The organism is Clostridium senegalense, assembly GCF_018916625.1.
GTDB lineage: Bacteria > Bacillota > Clostridia > Clostridiales > Clostridiaceae > Clostridium_J > Clostridium_J senegalense.
In genome coordinates this window covers 1-17970 of the sequence record NZ_JAHLNC010000012.1, presented here as the reverse complement: position 1 = coordinate 17970, position 17970 = coordinate 1, and the positions used below count along the sequence as shown (strand labels likewise).

General features: G+C 25.7%; 25 protein-coding genes and 1 pseudogene. 10 read left to right on the top strand and 16 right to left on the bottom strand.

The window, feature by feature from the left end:
- Positions 1-69: 69 nt before the first annotated feature.
- Entirely contained in the window at positions 70-441 is a 372-nt protein-coding gene (locus tag KQI36_RS15920) for a hypothetical protein (RefSeq protein ID WP_153474278.1), read from the bottom strand.
- A 495-nt stretch (positions 442-936) separates the two neighbouring features.
- Here KQI36_RS15920 and KQI36_RS15915 point away from each other — a divergent pair, with 495 nt between their 5' ends.
- Complete coding sequence (locus KQI36_RS15915) at positions 937-1806, top strand: XRE family transcriptional regulator (RefSeq protein WP_216451760.1); 870 nt, start codon at positions 937-939, stop codon at positions 1804-1806.
- A 217-nt stretch (positions 1807-2023) separates the two neighbouring features.
- Positions 2024-2407, top strand: coding sequence for a helix-turn-helix domain-containing protein (locus KQI36_RS15910; protein WP_216451759.1), 384 nt, complete (start codon positions 2024-2026; stop codon positions 2405-2407).
- A 34-nt stretch (positions 2408-2441) separates the two neighbouring features.
- Here the strand turns inward: KQI36_RS15910 and KQI36_RS15905 are convergent, their stop codons facing one another.
- The 6 genes and pseudogenes from KQI36_RS15905 to KQI36_RS17885 form a co-directional block, all read right to left on the bottom strand.
- The gene (locus KQI36_RS15905) at positions 2442-2657 is read right to left on the bottom strand and encodes a helix-turn-helix transcriptional regulator (protein WP_216451758.1); all 216 of its coding nucleotides are present in this window, start codon (positions 2655-2657) and stop codon (positions 2442-2444) included.
- Positions 2658-2915: 258 nt separating this feature from the next.
- Positions 2916-3110, bottom strand: coding sequence for a hypothetical protein (locus tag KQI36_RS15900; RefSeq protein ID WP_216451757.1), 195 nt, complete (start codon positions 3108-3110; stop codon positions 2916-2918).
- 163 nt (positions 3111-3273) lie between these two features.
- Positions 3274-4386: an RNA-guided endonuclease InsQ/TnpB family protein gene (locus KQI36_RS15895; RefSeq protein WP_216451756.1), complete on the bottom strand. Its 1113-nt coding sequence runs from the start codon at positions 4384-4386 to the stop codon at positions 3274-3276.
- Positions 4364-4642, bottom strand: a pseudogene (locus KQI36_RS15890) (IS607 family transposase); the annotation flags it as partial. The pseudogene KQI36_RS15890 and the gene KQI36_RS15895, both read right to left, overlap by 23 nt.
- Positions 4643-4731: 89 nt before the next feature.
- A complete protein-coding gene (locus KQI36_RS15885) occupies positions 4732-5781 on the bottom strand; it encodes a hypothetical protein (RefSeq protein WP_216451755.1) in 1050 nt (349 codons plus the stop codon).
- Positions 5782-6614: 833 nt separating this feature from the next.
- Positions 6615-6743 carry a hypothetical protein gene (locus tag KQI36_RS17885; RefSeq protein ID WP_280527042.1) on the bottom strand — a complete coding sequence of 43 codons (129 nt, stop codon included), beginning with the start codon at positions 6741-6743 and terminating at the stop codon, positions 6615-6617.
- 259 nt (positions 6744-7002) lie between these two features.
- Between KQI36_RS17885 and KQI36_RS15880 the strand changes: the two genes are divergently transcribed.
- On the top strand, positions 7003-7446 hold the full coding sequence (locus KQI36_RS15880; protein ID WP_216451754.1) for a hypothetical protein: 444 nt from the start codon (positions 7003-7005) through the stop codon (positions 7444-7446).
- Positions 7447-7598: 152 nt separating this feature from the next.
- Here KQI36_RS15880 and KQI36_RS15875 read toward each other — a convergent pair whose 3' ends face one another.
- Positions 7599-7754, bottom strand: a complete 156-nt coding sequence (locus KQI36_RS15875; protein WP_216451753.1) for a hypothetical protein — start codon at positions 7752-7754, stop codon at positions 7599-7601.
- A 489-nt stretch (positions 7755-8243) separates the two neighbouring features.
- Between KQI36_RS15875 and KQI36_RS15870 the strand changes: the two genes are divergently transcribed.
- The 6 genes from KQI36_RS15870 (at position 8244) to KQI36_RS15845 (ending at position 12944) form a co-directional block, all read left to right on the top strand.
- Positions 8244-8852, top strand: coding sequence for an IS607 family transposase (locus tag KQI36_RS15870; protein WP_216451752.1), 609 nt, complete (start codon positions 8244-8246; stop codon positions 8850-8852).
- Positions 8845-10023, top strand: a complete 1179-nt coding sequence (locus tag KQI36_RS15865) for an RNA-guided endonuclease InsQ/TnpB family protein (protein ID WP_216451792.1) — start codon at positions 8845-8847, stop codon at positions 10021-10023. Before KQI36_RS15870 ends, KQI36_RS15865 begins: the two co-directional genes overlap by 8 nt.
- Before the next feature lie 472 nt (positions 10024-10495).
- Positions 10496-10690 (top strand): hypothetical protein, encoded by a 195-nt coding sequence (locus KQI36_RS15860; protein WP_216451751.1) that lies wholly within the window; start codon positions 10496-10498, stop codon positions 10688-10690.
- Positions 10691-11031: 341 nt separating this feature from the next.
- Positions 11032-11949 carry a ParM/StbA family protein gene (locus tag KQI36_RS15855; RefSeq protein WP_216451750.1) on the top strand — a complete coding sequence of 306 codons (918 nt, stop codon included), beginning with the start codon at positions 11032-11034 and terminating at the stop codon, positions 11947-11949.
- 14 nt (positions 11950-11963) lie between these two features.
- On the top strand, positions 11964-12227 hold the full coding sequence (locus tag KQI36_RS15850) for a hypothetical protein (protein ID WP_216451749.1): 264 nt from the start codon (positions 11964-11966) through the stop codon (positions 12225-12227).
- A 27-nt stretch (positions 12228-12254) separates the two neighbouring features.
- Positions 12255-12944 carry a Fic family protein gene (locus KQI36_RS15845; RefSeq protein ID WP_216451748.1) on the top strand — a complete coding sequence of 230 codons (690 nt, stop codon included), beginning with the start codon at positions 12255-12257 and terminating at the stop codon, positions 12942-12944.
- A gap of 70 nt (positions 12945-13014) precedes the next feature.
- Here the strand turns inward: KQI36_RS15845 and KQI36_RS15840 are convergent, their stop codons facing one another.
- Positions 13015-13587 carry a hypothetical protein gene (locus KQI36_RS15840; RefSeq protein WP_216451747.1) on the bottom strand — a complete coding sequence of 191 codons (573 nt, stop codon included), beginning with the start codon at positions 13585-13587 and terminating at the stop codon, positions 13015-13017.
- A 635-nt stretch (positions 13588-14222) separates the two neighbouring features.
- On the opposite strand from KQI36_RS15840, the gene KQI36_RS15835 reads away from it, so the two are divergent.
- Positions 14223-14711 (top strand): hypothetical protein, encoded by a 489-nt coding sequence (locus KQI36_RS15835; RefSeq protein ID WP_216451746.1) that lies wholly within the window; start codon positions 14223-14225, stop codon positions 14709-14711.
- Positions 14712-15026: 315 nt separating this feature from the next.
- Here KQI36_RS15835 and KQI36_RS15830 read toward each other — a convergent pair whose 3' ends face one another.
- From KQI36_RS15830 to KQI36_RS15800, 7 genes are all read right to left on the bottom strand, one after another.
- Positions 15027-15314 (bottom strand): hypothetical protein, encoded by a 288-nt coding sequence (locus tag KQI36_RS15830; RefSeq protein ID WP_216451745.1) that lies wholly within the window; start codon positions 15312-15314, stop codon positions 15027-15029.
- A gap of 32 nt (positions 15315-15346) precedes the next feature.
- Positions 15347-16123: an ATPase gene (locus tag KQI36_RS15825; RefSeq protein WP_216451744.1), complete on the bottom strand. Its 777-nt coding sequence runs from the start codon at positions 16121-16123 to the stop codon at positions 15347-15349.
- On the bottom strand, positions 16104-16259 hold the full coding sequence (locus tag KQI36_RS15820) for a hypothetical protein (protein WP_216451743.1): 156 nt from the start codon (positions 16257-16259) through the stop codon (positions 16104-16106). Before KQI36_RS15820 ends, KQI36_RS15825 begins: the two co-directional genes overlap by 20 nt.
- Before the next feature lie 500 nt (positions 16260-16759).
- A complete protein-coding gene (locus tag KQI36_RS15815; protein WP_216451742.1) occupies positions 16760-16987 on the bottom strand; it encodes a hypothetical protein in 228 nt (75 codons plus the stop codon).
- Positions 16971-17396, bottom strand: a complete 426-nt coding sequence (locus KQI36_RS15810) for a hypothetical protein (protein ID WP_216451741.1) — start codon at positions 17394-17396, stop codon at positions 16971-16973. Before KQI36_RS15810 ends, KQI36_RS15815 begins: the two co-directional genes overlap by 17 nt.
- A 75-nt stretch (positions 17397-17471) precedes the next feature.
- Entirely contained in the window at positions 17472-17726 is a 255-nt protein-coding gene (locus tag KQI36_RS15805) for a hypothetical protein (protein WP_216451740.1), read from the bottom strand.
- 46 nt (positions 17727-17772) lie between these two features.
- On the bottom strand, positions 17773-17970 hold a 198-nt coding region (locus KQI36_RS15800), incomplete at its 5' end, for a hypothetical protein (protein ID WP_216451739.1).

Below are 17970 nucleotides of genomic sequence, written 5' to 3'. Positions count from 1 at the left end.
TTCTTTTTACAGATAAAAAAAAGAACTAACTATATTTTAGTTACTTCCAAAACTTATACTTATAAATTCTTAATAACAGACTTGCCTATAACTTTTGGGCAAATCTCCAGGTATTGCACCCCGGCTCGTATCAAATACAAGTCGTCCACTTTTGTTAGTCTTATAGCTCTGTCTATTCCAATTGATTAACTGAGCATTCCCTATGTATTTGTTATTGGTAGAATCTATAGCTCTCTTACACTCCCTAACTTTCCACACTTCTCTTTTTAATTTTATTTCTTCCCTATTTTTTATGTGTTGTTCAAATAAACTTATGTCATTTCTAAAATTTCTTTGAATGCATTTCTTTACTGTTTCCCTTTTAACAGCAAGAAAATTAGCAATTTCAGATGCATTATAACCTAAACCGTAGAATTCTTTAACCCTTTTTTTATCTAACACAAAATTCTCTCCCTTAACTATATATTTAAATTTACAGAAAAAAAAAAGCTTTCGCTTTTATATTGAAAACTATTTTTAAAAATGGGTATAGTTATACAAATTTTTTTTAATTTGGGGACATTTTCATATCCCATAGAACTTTTATTTAATATAATTTTAATTATTTCAAAATTTATATATAAAAATACTTAATTTTAAATTAAGCGTTTTTATTTTTAATTATACTTTATTAATTCTTTTAATTTAGGGACAACAATCCCACATATAATTGATGTTTGGCGACTTTTCATTAATCATATAATATCACAACTTTTATATTTATGTCAAATATTTGACCTAAATTTACATTATTCATTAATTAAAACATTGTAGTAAGTAATCACATAATGTGTATTTCTTTTTTTCTTACTCTATAATTTATATTTGTAAACAACATAGTTATACTAGTTAATATAACTAATTATTTTTATAATAATTAAAAGTGAGGTGAACTAAATGAAAAATAATTTTAGTAATAATTTAAAGTCCCTACGAAAAATTAATAATTTAAGTCAAAGTGATTTAGCAAAAGAGTTAGGCATTGCTCGCTCCACTATTTCATATTACGAGAACGGAGTAAACGAACCCGATTTATATATTCTAATGAAAATAAGTAATTTTTTTGATTGCTCCATAGATTCTTTAGTATTCTCTGATGTCATTCTAGATAAAGATAAAACCATTACTGCAAATAAAATTTCATTTCTTGATGAATTTAATATAGATAAATTTTCTCATGACAAATTTACAAAAGAATTTATTAATAAATTAAAAAATACTAAACAATATTACATTAATTCATTTAAAAAGTTAGAAGTAGAAATTCCTAAAAAAATTAATGAAATTGATAATTTAATAAAGCTTTTAGAAAGTGCCTTGCCGGATGATAACCTACCTCACGCATGTACTTTAGAAAACAAAATTTATTCTATTCCATTGATAGGTACTATCGCAGCTGGAACTCCTATACTTGCTCAAAGCAACATTGAAGATTACATACCTATTGAATTTAAAAAACCTTTATGCCATTCAAAGGACTATTACGCTTTAAAAGTTAAAGGAAATAGTATGAATAATCTATTCAATGATAGCGAAACCTTGATAGTCGAACATACTTCTGTTGTAGATGATTGTGATATTGCCGTCGTACTCATTAATAACTCTGAAGCAACAGTAAAAAAAATCAAATATAAAAACAATTCTATACTACTTATTCCTCAAAGTAATGATCCATCTTACAAAATTAAAGAATATGATTTGAAAAAAAATTCAATACTAATACAAGGAAAAGTAATAATTACTTTGAAAGAATACCTGAATATTTAGGTATTCTTATTTTTTACCTGTAAAATATATTACATAATTTATAATTTATCATATATCTTACAAATTTAAACACATTTTAACATAAAAGTAATTATTATGTCAATATTCGTTTACATTTGAAACATATTTATGTATCAATATGTTTATTTTTGTATTTTATATTCGTATAGTTATTTATTCTAATAGATGTATTTAAAGAAATAGGAGGAACTTTTTTATGTTTAACAACATATCTCAAAATTTAAAAGCTTTAAGAAATAAAAACAACTTAACACAAAGTGAATTGGCACATTCACTGGGTATATCTCGTCAAGCACTATCTAACTACGAAAAAGGCACTCGTGATCCTGATATATTCACCATTACTAAAATAGCTAAATTTTTTAACTGCTCTATTGATTTTCTTGTATTTAATAATACTACTACCAATATAACTAAATTATATAAATGTTCGGAATCAAAAGAGTTAGATGATTTTAGTGAGAATATAATTCGTTTTCTTGAAACTAAAAAAGAAGAATTAAACTCAATCCAAAACTCAATTCCAGATAAAATAGAAGAATTAGATAATATAATTAGTCAAATTAAATTAAAAAAATAGATAAAAAGAACATCTAAAGTTTTAGATGTTCTTTTTATCTACACAATTCACTTTGAGATTTAGTTGCAATATATATATCATCTAGTGTAACACCATATATATACGCTAACCTCACCGCTTCCTTGAGTTTAATCTCCGTTTTACCCATTTCAGCCTTTGAAATGAATATATCGTTAGAACCTATTTTAGCAGCTGCATCAATCTGTGATAAATTCATGCTTAATCTTAAATCTCTCAACTTATTTACCATAGATACCTCCCATATTACTTTATATTAAAAAAACACCTAAGTAATTACTTAGATGTTTATATAACAACTATTAAATTTGAATATAATTATGCAAATTTTTTTGAAAACGGGGACAAATCTCCTTTTTCGAAATAACCTTTATATTCATAGCAATATTAACATAAAAAACCTTTTTATGTCAACACATTTTTCAAAATAAAAAAGAACGCGAATTATCGTTCTTTTTTCTAAAACATTTATATCTAAATTTATTAACTTTTAAATTTTTCTTCTAATTCTTCTTGCTTCTCTGTTTATTCCACTTAATTGACGATTCATCTTTTGATTTTCATCACGTATTTCTCTCAATAAATTTTCTTTTTTCTTAGAATCTAAATGTTCTTCATACAAGTTTATTAGATCTGTTATATTATCCGCTCTTTTATCATTTAATGCAGTCATAATGAATTGCATAGCATCTAACCGTTGCCAAAACCTTATAAAACTCTATAAAGCTTGTTTAATTCCCTGTTCAATGTACTCCATTTTGCCTAAGCTATTTTGGTTTGTATAGTACTCCAAGGGCTTAACTTAGGATACAACGAATCCTACACCTCAAACATAACTGTTTAGGTAGTTATGCTGAATATCTGCTTAAATTGATTGAAGCATTAAAATCCCTATCAATTACTGCTCCACATTCTTCACAGATATAAGTTCTTTCTGATAATGATAATTTTGTCTTTTTATGTCCACACTCACTGCATATTTTTGATGATGGATACCATTTATCAGCTTCAACAAATTCAATTCCATAAAATTCACATTTATATTGAAGTTGTCTTTTAAACTCATATAATCCTTGCTGTGCTATAGATTTTGATAAATGGCGATTTTTCATCATTCCTTTAATATTAAGTGTTTCCATAACTACTCTAAATGGCTTGGTTTTCACTATCTTAGTAGTTGCTTGGTGTAAATGATTGTTCCTAATATTAGATAATCTTCTATGAATTAACCTAATATGCTTTTCAAGTTTTATAATGTTACTTGTTTTGACGAACTTCCTCCCTTCTCTATTTAATTCATATTTTCTTGATATTTTACGTTGTAACCTACGTAATCTTTTTTCTAATTTTTTAACTAATCTTGTTTTATTAATATTTTTAAATATCATTCCATTGGAACATATAGCAAGGTCTTTAACACCTACATCTATACCTATGCTTTCATTTGTCAACTCTACTATTGGATTTTCTTTTTCAATACCTACAGATAAGTACCAATACTTCCCATCAAAACTTACTCTTGGATTAGTATATTTAACATTTATAGGCACTTGTTCTGATGTTTTAATCCAACCTACTTTTTCAATAAGAACCATTTTAGATTTAACTTTTAGCTTTGATGTATCATTATAAAATGAAGGTCTAGCCTTTTTGCGACTTTTAAATCTTGGCTTATCTGATAAACTTTTGAAAAATCTCCTGTAGGCATCACAGCCATCTTTAACAGCCTGTTTTGCTACATTATTAGATATTTCTTTAAGCCAAGGTAGTTCACACTTTTTAAGTTGTGTGATTTCTTTTCTTAAATCATTATTAGAAATAAATTTACCACCATTTTTATAGTTTTCTTCTTGTCTATTTAAAGTCCAATTATAAATAAACCTTGCAGTACCAACAGATTTCCAAAGTTGTTGCTCTTGTTCTTTTGTTGGCTTAATTCTAATCTTCTTCGCCAGTATCATCTTCAACCAACTCCTTAATCATTTTCTTAGCTTTATTTGCTCTTTTACCTTGAAGTTTGCAACTAAAAACTGTAACAATTTGAATTAAATCTTCTACTAACTCTTGTTCTTCTGTTTTTTTAGTATTATCTATAATCTCAATAACTGTTCCATATTTCTCACATAGATTTTCTATAAGTTCATAGCCAAATCTTATTAACCTATCTTTATATAGAACAACCACTTTTTCAACCTCTGAGTTAGTTATCATATCTATTTAAAGCTTTATTACTATTGGTTTGTTGATTAATAAAGTCAAATAAAACATCATCTGAAAATTCTCTTATGTTAATTATATTTCCATCATCATCGTATCACCACCTTATATTTTTTAGAACTTATATCCTTAACACAATCTTTTATGATTTCTAAAAACTTTGTTTCTAATATTTGTTTAACAAATTCACTTGTAGCAACTAAAGTCATTATATCTTTAGTTATTTCTATTTTATCAATACCAGATATAAACCAAGTATTATATGCGACATTAGTAATTCTACGTTCTATTACATTCAATAACTCCAGTTTAGTAATAGAGTTGGAACGGACAGCTCTACTTCTATCTGTATATGAAGTATTAGAAGAAGTATTAGATTTATTAGTTACCTCGCTTTGCGTTGTAACTTTATTAGTTACCCCGCTTTGCGTTGTAACTACAGTTACCTCGCTTTGCGTTGTAACGGGAATATTATCCACAGGTTTTCCACATGTGGTTTCTGTGGATAATGTTGATAACTCATTATAAACATTATCTACGGTGTTTAAATTACTGGTTACCTCGCTTTGCGTTGTAACGTCATTTTCTGTTGATAATTTGACTTTCCCCCTGCTTTTTTTAGAACTATCATTATTCTTTTTTCTAATTTCAGTTACTTTTTCAAAGTATAATTCTTTATTTATTTCAACTATCTTATTTAAGTATTCTTCAATTTTAGATACATTTAATATATAACAATTACTAGGCTTGAATACATCTGTATCTTTTTGTTTAATTCTCATTTTAACTATTTCTACTAAATTGCTTTCTTTTAGGAATTTATTTGCAGTAGTAACTTCTCTGTCTGTTAGCCTACAACTATTCCACCAATCCTCAAAATCCATTTTTATAGTATTTTTACCTTTATACTGATAAGTTGTAGTTAAACCTTTTTTAACAGCATTAAAATGCCAATAGAATATTTGTTGAATCATTATTGATGCATTTCTAATTGTACTGCTCTTAGCTTTACTCGAAGTGGTTTTGGCGATATTCCACATCATATCTATAAATATCTTGTTTTCTATAATGTAATTATCTTTATCCATAAGATAAGCAAATTTTTCTAATGTTGTTTTATTTTCTATAGTATTCTCCATGACAAAAAATCCTCCTTAATTCAATTGCATTGCAAAATAAACTTATAGCAAATACAATCATAAGGAGGATTTTTTATTTAAACTCTTTACAATCAAGTATATTTGTATTAAAATATGAATATACTTAAAAAAAGATATAAAAATTCTTCTTATGAAGTATTTAAGGTTAAAAGAGCTGTTAGTCGCCAAACTAAAAAGTCAGCTCTTTTTTGCTATGCAATTTTACATTTATATACAATAGTCTTACTAATATTTTCCTAAAAAATTGTTAAAACTTGTTTTAATTTTACCTCTAAAAGAGTTTTTTGTAAACACATAGACAACAAAAAAGATAAGAAAGACAAAAGTTGCCTAACTTATCTTTAGATAGTTGCTACCGCCTTCCACAATGGACACCTTGTCAATTCCATTACATTTCATTGACCACTTCCATTGCTCCAGTTGGTGAGTTGTATTAGATACACTAATGCTACATAGTCTTTTTTCCATTCCACTGTTGAAAATATTATCTCAAACTCTCATTTTACATTACTCGTTATATACAAATTTTACGATTGTATAATGCATCTTTCTAAAAGTTCATTAAATCACCTCAGACAGCATTTCTCGCTTAGAGCACCTAGAACTATATCAGAACCATTTATTAGCAATAAGGGCATTATAGGCTAAGTAAAATTATAGTTATAGTTAAATTTATAGTTAAAGTTGCAATATTTAAGAAAGTTATGATATTTTTTTTCACTTTTATCACCCCTTTATGATATAATACTACTAAATAAGAAAAATTTTAAGGGTAAGGAAGGGTTGCACCCCTTCCACTATAAATCTAATTATTATTTTATTTTTAATAATAACATTATTAGATTTACTAAAGCTATTAGCAGATTGGTCAGACCTGTTATTAATTCAATTAGTTGAATGTTTGTTTTTTTACCCTTATTTTTTTTCTTATTTTTTTTCATAAATATCACCTCCCTATAGTTATATAATACCATATTTATTTAAAAATGTCAATAGTTTTATTTAAATTTTTAAATAGTTTCTTAAATAATTTTTATTAAAATATAATTAATTTATTCTTAGAATGGCTTAATTTCAAGCTAAGTACAATATTATAGAAATATTATACTTTTGTATAACTAAAATAATGAAATAGATTTGTTTACTTTTTTAAATAAAATGATAGAATATAACTAAATTAAAAATGAGGTGATTATTATAATGATAAATTTTGAAAAATTTAATGAAGAACTTAAAAATATAGATAATGATTCTGTAAAAGAAAAATTAATAATGTTATATAATCAGACACAAGAACAATCAAATGATTCTTGTTATAGTATATTAGATGATATTTTAGGAAAATTATTTAACCCTTATGGTCTTATTGAAAATGAACAAATAACTATCCCTATAAGCTTCTATAAGACTGAGATAGGTAAAATAATATTAAATAGTATGAGTTATTCTCAGAATGAATATTATACTGTGACCGAATTCATAGATTTAACTAAAACTAAAGAAAAACCAGATGGATATAGCAAACAATATATAATTCAAGAAATTAAAGCTGGAAGGCTTAAAGGAAATAAAGATAGCAGTAGATGGATAATATATAAATCAGATGCTGTAGAATACTTAAAATCAAAGGGGATAGAGATTTAAAAAAAACCTCGATTTAGTAAATGTTTACAAAAAATATAATTGATGATATCATGAAATTTGTAAATTTTAATACCATTATAACTCTATGATGTTTATATTAAACGACAAAGAATAAGAAGTGTTGAAGTAACACTTCTTATTCTTTGTCGTTTTTATTGTAAAAAAACATTAATATAATCACGTACTAACTTATCTATATCTTTTTTAATCCAGATATTCCTATTTAGAACTTCTTTTTGTTCTTCAGTAATTCGAATTGAAATTACTTCTCTTTTAGAATCTTTTTCTCTTTTTCTCCCCCTAGCCATAACATCCTCCATTTTATGTTTACGGAAATTAACAATTAATGTAAACACTTTATAATCCATATATTACCATAATTATAATTAGTTTACAATAAAAGGCTATAAACTAGAAAGAATGTATTATAAGATTTAAAGATTTTCTTTATTAATATCTTTAATTAACCTGAACCTCCCACGACTAAAGTCACGTTTTATTAAAGTAAATATATTGTAAATATCATAATATATAAATAATAAACCTTCTAGTCATAATAGCCTCCATTTTATGTTTACGGAAATTAACAATTAATGTAAACATATTATAATTCATAGGTTATCACAAATATAACTTGTTTACATTAAATGGATAATATACAAAAGTATTTTCTAAATATTTCAAGTATAGGTAGGTTAACAAAAATCAGAAATAAGTTATAAAAAATTATAAAAAGTTATAAAATTTGGCTTATTTTTATAATGTTATATGGTATAATATTGTTAGAGGTGATGCATTTGAAATATTATACTATACATGAATTTGCTAAATTAATTGGAAGAACAACTCAAACATTAAGAAATTGGGATAAGAGTGGAAAATTAAAGCCTCATCATACTGGCTCAAATGGATACAGATATTATTCAAATGAACAATTAAAACAAGTTTTAAATTTAAATGATGATAAAAATAGAAAAGTTGTAGGTTATTGTAGGGTATCTTCAAATAAGCAAAAAGATGATTTAAAACAACAAGTAGAAAATATGCAAACTTATCTTTTAGCACAAGGAGAACCATTTGAAATAATAACTGATATAGGTAGTGGGATTAATTATAAGAAAAAAGGATTGAAAAAATTAATACAAAAAATAATAAATAATGAAGTTAAAAAGGTAGTTGTTTTATATAAAGACCGATTATTAAGATTTGGTTTTGAATTGGTTGAATATATTGCATACCTTAATAATTGTGAAATAGAAATAATTGATTCTACTGAAAAAACACAGCAACAAGAACTTATTGAAGATTTAGTTCAAATAATAACTGTATTTGGTTGTGGAGTGCAGGGTGAAAGAGCAAATAAAGCTAGAAAAATGGTGAAGGAGTTAATTGAAGAAGATGATTAAAGGTATTAAAGTTATGCTTATCCCAAATAACAAGCAAAGAAGTAATTTGTTTCAATGTGCAGGGGTGTCAAGGTTTGCTTATAATTGGACACTTGAAAAACAAAAATATAATTATAAAAATGGAGGTAAATTTATTAAAGATAAAAATTTGAGGAAGGAATTTACACAATTAAAAAAAATTGAAGAATTTAAGTGGTTAAATCAATATTCTAATAACATCACTAAACAAGCTATTAAAGATGCATGTGATGCTTATAATAAATTTTTCAAAGGATATAGTCAATTTCCACGATTTAAAAGCAGAAAAAAATCATCACCTAAGTTTTATCAAGATACTGATAAAATACAATTTACTGATACACATGTAAAATTAGAAAAACTTACTGTGAGCAGAAAAAAAAATAGACAAAAATTTAATTGGATTAGGTTAGCAGAGCATATAAGAATACCTTATGGTGAAGATATTAAATATGTTAATCCTAGAATTAGCTTTGATGGTGTTAACTGGTGGATTTCTGTAGGTGTTGAATGTAGTGAAAATGATGAATTTCCAAGTAATGAAGGCATAGGTGTGGATTTAGGAGTAAAAGACTTAGCAATATGTTCTGATATAGATAAACCTTATAAAAATATTAATAAAAATAAAAAAGTTAAAAAAATAAAAAAGAGATTATGCAGGTTGCAACGTAGAATTTCAAAAAAATATGAAATGAATAGAGAAGGGAGCAGTTACAAGAAAAGTTGCAACATGAAAAAGTTAGAAAATAAATTAAGAAAAATAAACTTGAGGCTTAATGGTATACGTCATAATTACTTACATCAAACAACATCTGAAATAGTAAACAGAAAACCAATGTTTATTGTTTTGGAGAATTTGAATGTAAAAGGCATGATTAAAAATAAGCATCTAGCAAAATCAATTCAAGAGCAGAGTTTCTATGAATTTTATAGACAAATAGAATATAAATGCTTATGGAATAATATAAAATTCATAATCGCAGATAGGTTTTATCCTTCAAGTAAAACTTGTAGTCGCTGTAGTGCAATTAAGAAAGATTTAAAACTTTCAGATAGGACTTATATTTGTCCTGAATGTGGGCTTGTAATTGATAGAGATAAAAATGCTAGTATTAATCTTATGAAATATGGTCAATTAGCAATTAATCAATAGTATGATATTGCTAATATGTACCGATACGTTAATCGGGAATTTAAGCCTTGGAAGTGTTAAGACCACGTTAGTAGAATTTTATTTGAAAGCGAACATGTTGAATAAGGAATGAAACTTAAAAGTTTATTTTTATAACTTTTTATAAGTTTTCTGTAACGGTGAGAGAAGGATGTTGGAAATAATAAAAATAATAATTGAAATACCTTACAATTGTAATTGTCACCACAACAATTACAGTTGCAAGATATTTTGATGAGGATTAGGGCTTAGACCTAGTCTTTCTCTCTACACTCTTAAAGGTATTCTAACATCTTTTGAAAAAAACGAAAAGTAATAAGTTTGATTTCATTCTTGCATTTGCAGTATTTACTTTATTTTTTCTTGTTATAAGTAAAAATATTTATTTAAAAGTAATTACAACACTAATACTAGTAATAATATATTTCTTAGATAAAAAAAGGAGGAAGTAGAAATGGTAAATGCACAAACAGAAGCCAATAAAAAATGGCAAGAAAAGAACAAAGAGTATTCTAATTATTTGAAGGATAGAAGTAGAGCACGTAGTTTCATAAGAAAAAAATCTACACTAGAAGATTTAGAAGAACTTCAAAGTTTATTAAATGATAGATATAAGTTTTTAAAAGAAGAAACGAAAGAAGAAAAATAACTTGAATTATTTCCCAGTAAATTCAAGTTTACGGAAATTGACAATTAATGTAAACTTTAAATAATGGCATATTATAGGGATTAAAATCTGTAAACATATATTACTTAACTATTTATGATTATAATAATAGAAAAGTATTGAGAATCTATTGAATTTAAAAATATAATTTCAACCAATAGAAACATATTAGAAATACATTGGTTTAATATTGAATAAATTTAAAAATAAAGCTATATATTAGAAATATATTAGAAAACTATTGAAAATATATTGGCGAAAGTGTACAATATAATAAGTCAATAGAATGCTATTATAAATTCAATAGGTGTGAGGTGGAGAAGATGAAAGATGATATACAAATAATAGGAATGGATTTAGGTAGGGGATATGTCAAAGCATATTCTGAATTTAATAGTATGAAGAAAGAATGCTTATTTAAAAGCGTTATTGGATTAGGAAGAGCTTTAGACTTTAGTAATTATGAAAATCCAATATATGTTGAAGTAGACAATGAAGAGTACTTTGCAGGTATGCTAGCTGAGAAAGAAGGCTATACGCCTACAAGAAATAGTAGAGATAGTAAAACAACTGCAACAGTTGAAAAATTAATGTATGCAGCATTAAATGAAATAGCAGTAGCAGATAATGTTAAAATTATGTTAGGTGTACCTTATAAGCTATTTAAGAAAACTACATTAGAAGAAGTTATTTCAAAATATAAAGATAAAGAAGTAAAAATAAAAGACAAGATAAAAGGTGGATACAAAAACATAACAATAGCTGATATATCTATTTTTAGGGAAGGGGATGCAGCTCTGTTATGGGAGGCTAGAAATAATCCTAATAATAATAATCCTATAGGTATGGTTAGTGTAGGATTTAGAACAACTGAATTAAGTTACTTTGATAAAAACCTTAAATTTAATGATAAGAGATCAAAAACAATAGAACAAGGCAATAGAAGTGCTTTAGAATATGTTCAAAATGTACTTGAAAATGAAAATATAATAAAAGATTTAAATGAAATAGATACTTCTACAGATTATGAAGATTTAAAACAAAATGCATATAGAGTATTATCTGAAAGAGTTGCACAAGATGTAGAAGACAATTGGATAAACCTCGATGAAATGGACGTATATATAGCAGGTGGTACTGCTTTAAATATGAATTTTGATAAAAATTTTAAGATTGTAGAAGAACCCCAAATGGCAACAGCTAAAGGCTTGTACTTAGTGGGAACTAAAAAATTTAAATAGTAGGTGAAAATACTATGAAAAAAACGGTTAGCTTCAGCTTAGAAGAAGATATAATAGAAGCTATAGAAAATTATCAAAAACAAAATAAGTTAAGTAGTAAATCAGCTGCATTAGAGAGAATGATACTTTCTATGAAAAATAAAAATGAAAATATAGAAGATATAATAAAAAGCTTATTAAATAATAATAATAACATTAAAGAAAACAAAGAAGAAGTAATGATAAATGACAACTTAGAAATTGGAATAGATAGTTGTTATAATGATATGCCAGATTAATATATAAAGATAGGTGGTGAAAAATAAATGTTATTCGTGAGAGATAACAAATATAAAGATAGAATACCTCCACTAGAGATAAAAAAGCTTATATTTTTAGTGAAAAAATTACTACCAGATGTAGTATTTAACATGGGAAATTTAGAAAATAACCCTTATACATTCCCAGAAGTGCAAACATTATTAGATGGTATAACTGTTGGTGGACATAGAGTTTCAGATGAGCAACAGATATTTGATTTAAGAAATAGTTGGCTATACTTATTTGAGTTAGTTCAAAAGAATGAATTTGAAATAAACAAAGAAGTTCTTAATAATATAAATTATAAAGTAGCTATAAATGAAGCATTAGTAAGTGGTCAATTTAGGGATTCTCAAGTTAGAATAAATGGAACTGAGTATATGCCACCTAAAGCTGAAAATCTAGAAGATATATATAACAATGAACTTCCACAAATAATTGAGAGATGTGAAAGTAAAACAGAACTTGCATTTGAAGTATTTTTATTTGTAGCATTAAATCAGTTTTTTTATGATGGAAATAAAAGGACAGGAAGATTAATGGCTAACGGAATTTTATTATCATATGGTCAAGGTGTATTAAATATCAAGGCTAAAGATAAATTAGAGTTTAATAAGTTAATGATAGAATTTTACAATACATTAAATGCAGATAATATATGCGATTTTCTTTATAATAAGTGCTTAGAAAGATAAAAACTTTTAAAAATAAAACAAGCTAATTGGTTAGCTTGTTTTATTTTTGTATAAGTAGAAAAGTATAAATTTAGTTATACTTTTCTATAAACTCTATTAAGGCCAAACTATATAAGTCTTGCATTTTATATTGATTATGTTTTTTGCAAAATTCAATCCACTGAGAATTTACATTAGAATAAACTTTTACAAGTCTACTGCTAACTTCCTTACTAAATTTAGAAATATCTATTTCTAAGTTATTACTCTTATTATCATTTATACTAATATTATAGTTTTCTATAATATTCTTTAAATCCTTTTTCATTTTTAACAATTCTTTTAAATCTTCTGCTGTAAAAGGGCTTATATCAAGAGTACTATTTGAAGATATATTTTTTTCTTTAGGGATAATATTAACTTTAGTATTTTTAGGTTCTGAAGTTTTAGTTTTTTTATCATTTAATTGCTTTTTTATTGTTTTCTTATATGATCTATCTGCAGCGTTATACATATAATTTTCTCTATGCAATCTACTTTTCAAAGTTGACCTCTTTATACCACATTTATCAGCTAGTTTATTTAAGCTTAAGTTTTTATTTTTATTTAACTCTAAATTTATAAATTTAACTAAGTCGTTAATATCTAAAGAATTTATATCCACTAGTATCCCTCCATATAATAAATATTTATACTTTAATATAACATTTATATAAATAAAATTTCATAAGTATAATGATATTATAACATAGTTTTATTTGGTATTTTAGAGTGTTTAGCTTAAGTTTACATAATCCATAATGCACATAATTTAAATTATGTAAACTTACTTTATTGTTAACTTTAGTAACTTTTTAATTAATTAATGCTACACGTTCTAGAACCTTATTGAATATGTTTGCCTAATTCAGGTATAGTCTACATACGTATGAAAATCAATTACATAATTGGGGGCAATTGCTTAGATTATACAATTTTACAACCTCAAAACTATACTTTTCCAGGCTGCTTTATAGTATTTTCAATGGTTTGTGAAATCATTGAAAATAGTTTTTACAGCTTTATATATACTTATTATATACGTGGTTTACGAATGGTGGTTGCTATGTATTAGAGTGATAACATAACTCCTATTGCACATATAGATAAAAAAGATTCAATAGGAATTAAAAGGTAGTTATTTAATAGTAGTACTACATTAAATATAAGAAATTTCATACATTAATGGTCAATATTGTTATAAGGTTCAAAATATATTATAATAATATTGACAAAATAATGTAAGGGGTTTAAATGGGTATGAAAAAATTTATAAAGATTATTGTATTATTAATACTTACAATGTTTGTTTGTATAGGTTGCAATAAAGAAAAAGTAACTATGGGGACAGATGAATTAACATTAGATGATGAAACATTCACGGTACGAGATGTAATGGAAATATATCATTTAAAACAGGAGTTTCTTGCACGTCAAATTAAAGCAGGACTGGAGAGCAATAATAAAGAAGAAGTGGTAGAAAATTTTGAAACTGCAATTAATGTAAGTACTGAAGCAAACAAAGATTTAAAAAAATGTCTGAAAGATTGTGAAAAAGATTCAGCTGCATATGAAACATTAGATTATTTAAGAAAATCAATTGAGGAATTAGGTGGTGCTGCTAAGGAGCTTAATGCTAGAATTGATAATGATAATATAAAAGATATACACGGTGATAAAATAAAAGAACATTTTACAAACGCTATGAATCATTTTGACACATATGTTGAATGTTCAAAAGAATTATAAGCTGATTTAATAGCTAATGTTTTAATTCTATAAAATGTAGTAGACATGCCATATATACTTAGAGAGTTTTCTTATAGTGGAATTGAATTTTCAAGAAAAGATGTAGAAGCTCTTAGTTTATATATCACAAGGCATATAAAAAGATTTTGGGACTATGCAATAGACACTAGTATTTTAATAACGATTAAATAACAAACCGGCCATGTATTGGAACAAACATCCATAATAAGGCCGGTTTTTACACGTATGTCGGCTGTACCCGATATTTATATTATGATATAGAAAAATACCGTATATCTATTTATAAATATATATTTACTTAAATATATATTTAAACATGTATTCTTTTGCTTCTTCAACTGAATACTTTTGTGAATTAAATATTATATTTGAGTAATCTAAGTGCTTTGATGAAAATACTTCTATTAAGATTGATTCATTGTAATCACATTCCAATAAGGCCTTATGTAATCTTTTTGAACTAGAATAACTTTCCATTGTTTTTACATCATTTCTAGTAACAATTCCAGTTTCTTCATATACTTTAATTAATTTTTTAATTTCGTTTTGAAAAGATTTTGTTATTTCACATTCTAATGCCATTTACTTGCCTCCTATATAATTAAAAATTAAAACTAGCGCTCCATACCCCTGTATTTATTCAAAAAATTATTAAATAACTTAATAGTACTATTTTGTGCAATTATAGATGTTGTCGCTTTATCAGCTTCATATGGATTTGTCTTAAATTTAATTTTAGAATTTTCTGCTTTTAAAGCTTCTAACATTCCTAATTCTTTTTTATTAACTTTAAGAATTTCTTTTCCTTTAGGCTTAGTTGCATTTTCTATAACCTTATCAATTGTAGTATTAAGCCATCTTGGAGTATTTTCATTTCTATATATAACTTGTCTATCTTTAATATGTAAAATATTATTATATAAGTTATTGGAATTATCTACTACAATTACATTATCCACTCTCTCTGATACAGATATAAGATTTTTATACGTTTTAGGAAATCTTCTCTTTACTGTTTCTTCTGGTATATCATGGAGACCTTTTTTTACTCTAATTTTTATATTAGATATTGCCCTTTCAGGATTATCTATTGCTACATATATAAGATTTATTTTATATCCTTGCAATTTAGCCAAATCAATATTTGAATTCATACTACTAGACAATGTAGTTTCTTGCACAAAGCTTTCTTTATTCTTAAAGCAATTTCTTATTTCATTTACAGCTAATCTCCCAGCTTCAAATTCATTTATTTTATTAACTCTTGCTATTAAATCTGGATCTATAGTCGTATCTGTTATATGCATAAAGGCTCTATATGTACTTTTACCCGCACCATTAGAGCCAGCTAAAATTGTATATGTAGGGAAATCATTTTTTGCATTCATCATTTTTTCTTTCCCTTTCCTTTTCTATTAATTCTTTAGTTCTTTTTAATTCTTTTTCACTTTCAACTGCAATTATCTCGTCATATTTTTTTCTGCCTTCTTCAGTTGTTAATAATTTTAATAATTCTTCTATCTTCATAAATTCACCTCATTTTACACTTAATAATATCAAAATTTTTATTCTAAAACAATTTTATACAAAAGTAATGGCTTTTATATAGTAGTGAGGGATTTGTTTGCAAGCATGATTCTTAAGAACAAAATAAAATTATAAAATATAATGAGCGTTTATCTAATGCTGTTATACTTCATAATGTAATGGATGTAAAAAATTCTATTGATCAGCTACCTAAAGATGGAGTTTTATTTACATTTGAAGATATGAAAACTACTTGTTTTTACATGTATATCATTATCCCTCTAATTGAAAAATTTTCGATTTAAAGTATAATCTTTCTGCAAAATATTATTTTCTTGTATAAATATATCTTACCACAAAATCCATTCTCTTTAGATCTTAGAATTAGAATTTGTTTTTTTACATAAAAAAGGGACTGCGTACTAATTTTCACTTAGCGAAACAGTCCCATTCATTTTATAAACACCTTTACATCACAAGTCAAATCGAAATTTTAAATCTTACGATTCTAATTGATTATTGTAAGTTGATAAGCAAGTTAATATTGCATATATATAGTAAATAATAAACAAACCTGTTATAATTTTATATTTATCTGAAACCGCTGTAGTTATCAAAGATACAGCCAGTAAGATTGACCCCTTCTTTTTATCTCCAATATAAAGATTTCCTAAACCTGGCATTAAAAGCGATAATATTATCATAATAGCTTTATTCTTGTTTTTCATCGTCTTTCCACTCCTTATATACTAAATAAAAAACTATTCCAATGACTATTAAAATAATATCAGGAATTATATTTCCCTTAGAAAATTCTAATTTTCTTAGGAAAATTAATAGTAAGTCTAATACTCCATATAAAGAAATCAATAAAAATGAATTTCTTTTTTTTCTAATCAATTGAATTACTATGGTTATCCCAGTTAAAATAATTAGCAATCCAATAAAACCACATATAGGTTTCCAAGAGGCAATAAGATTATCTTTTGTACTATCCTGTATATTCATCTTTTTTATAAAATCATAATTTCCAACAATAACCGAAAAATATACCTTGGTCATAAAAGAATTTATAATAGCTATAATTCCAAAAAATACAATCAATACTATCCTTAACAGTTTTTTCAATGTCTGCAAAATTATAAACCCTCCATTTGTTTTTATTTAAAATAGGAGATTGAAACAATTTAATTCTATCCTAACATTACAGTTCTATGCTAACATTACAAGATTATAAGCTTGAGATACAACTTTTACTGCAGGAACAAAGCTTACAAGCATAAACGCAAAATCAGGTATCATTTTTACTACTTCCCACACATTACCATTAGCTGTAAAAGCTGTTACAATATTTGAAAAGAAATTTGAGAAAAAGCTAAAAGCTTCATTACCCAATCCAAGGATACCTAATCCTCTATTAATGGCACCATACCATGATATTGACCCATTTACATATTCTACTAACATATACAATTTCCCCCTTAAAAATATTTATTTTGTCTCAATACAAGTTCTATGCTAACATTACAAGATTATAAGCTTGAGATACGACTTTTACTGCAGGAACAAAGCTTACAAGCATAAACGCAAAATCAGGTATCATTTTTACTACTTCCCACACATTACCATTAGCTGTAAAAGCTGTTACAATATTTGAAAAGAAATTTGAGAAAAAGCTAAAAGCTTCATTACCCAATCCAAGGATACCTAA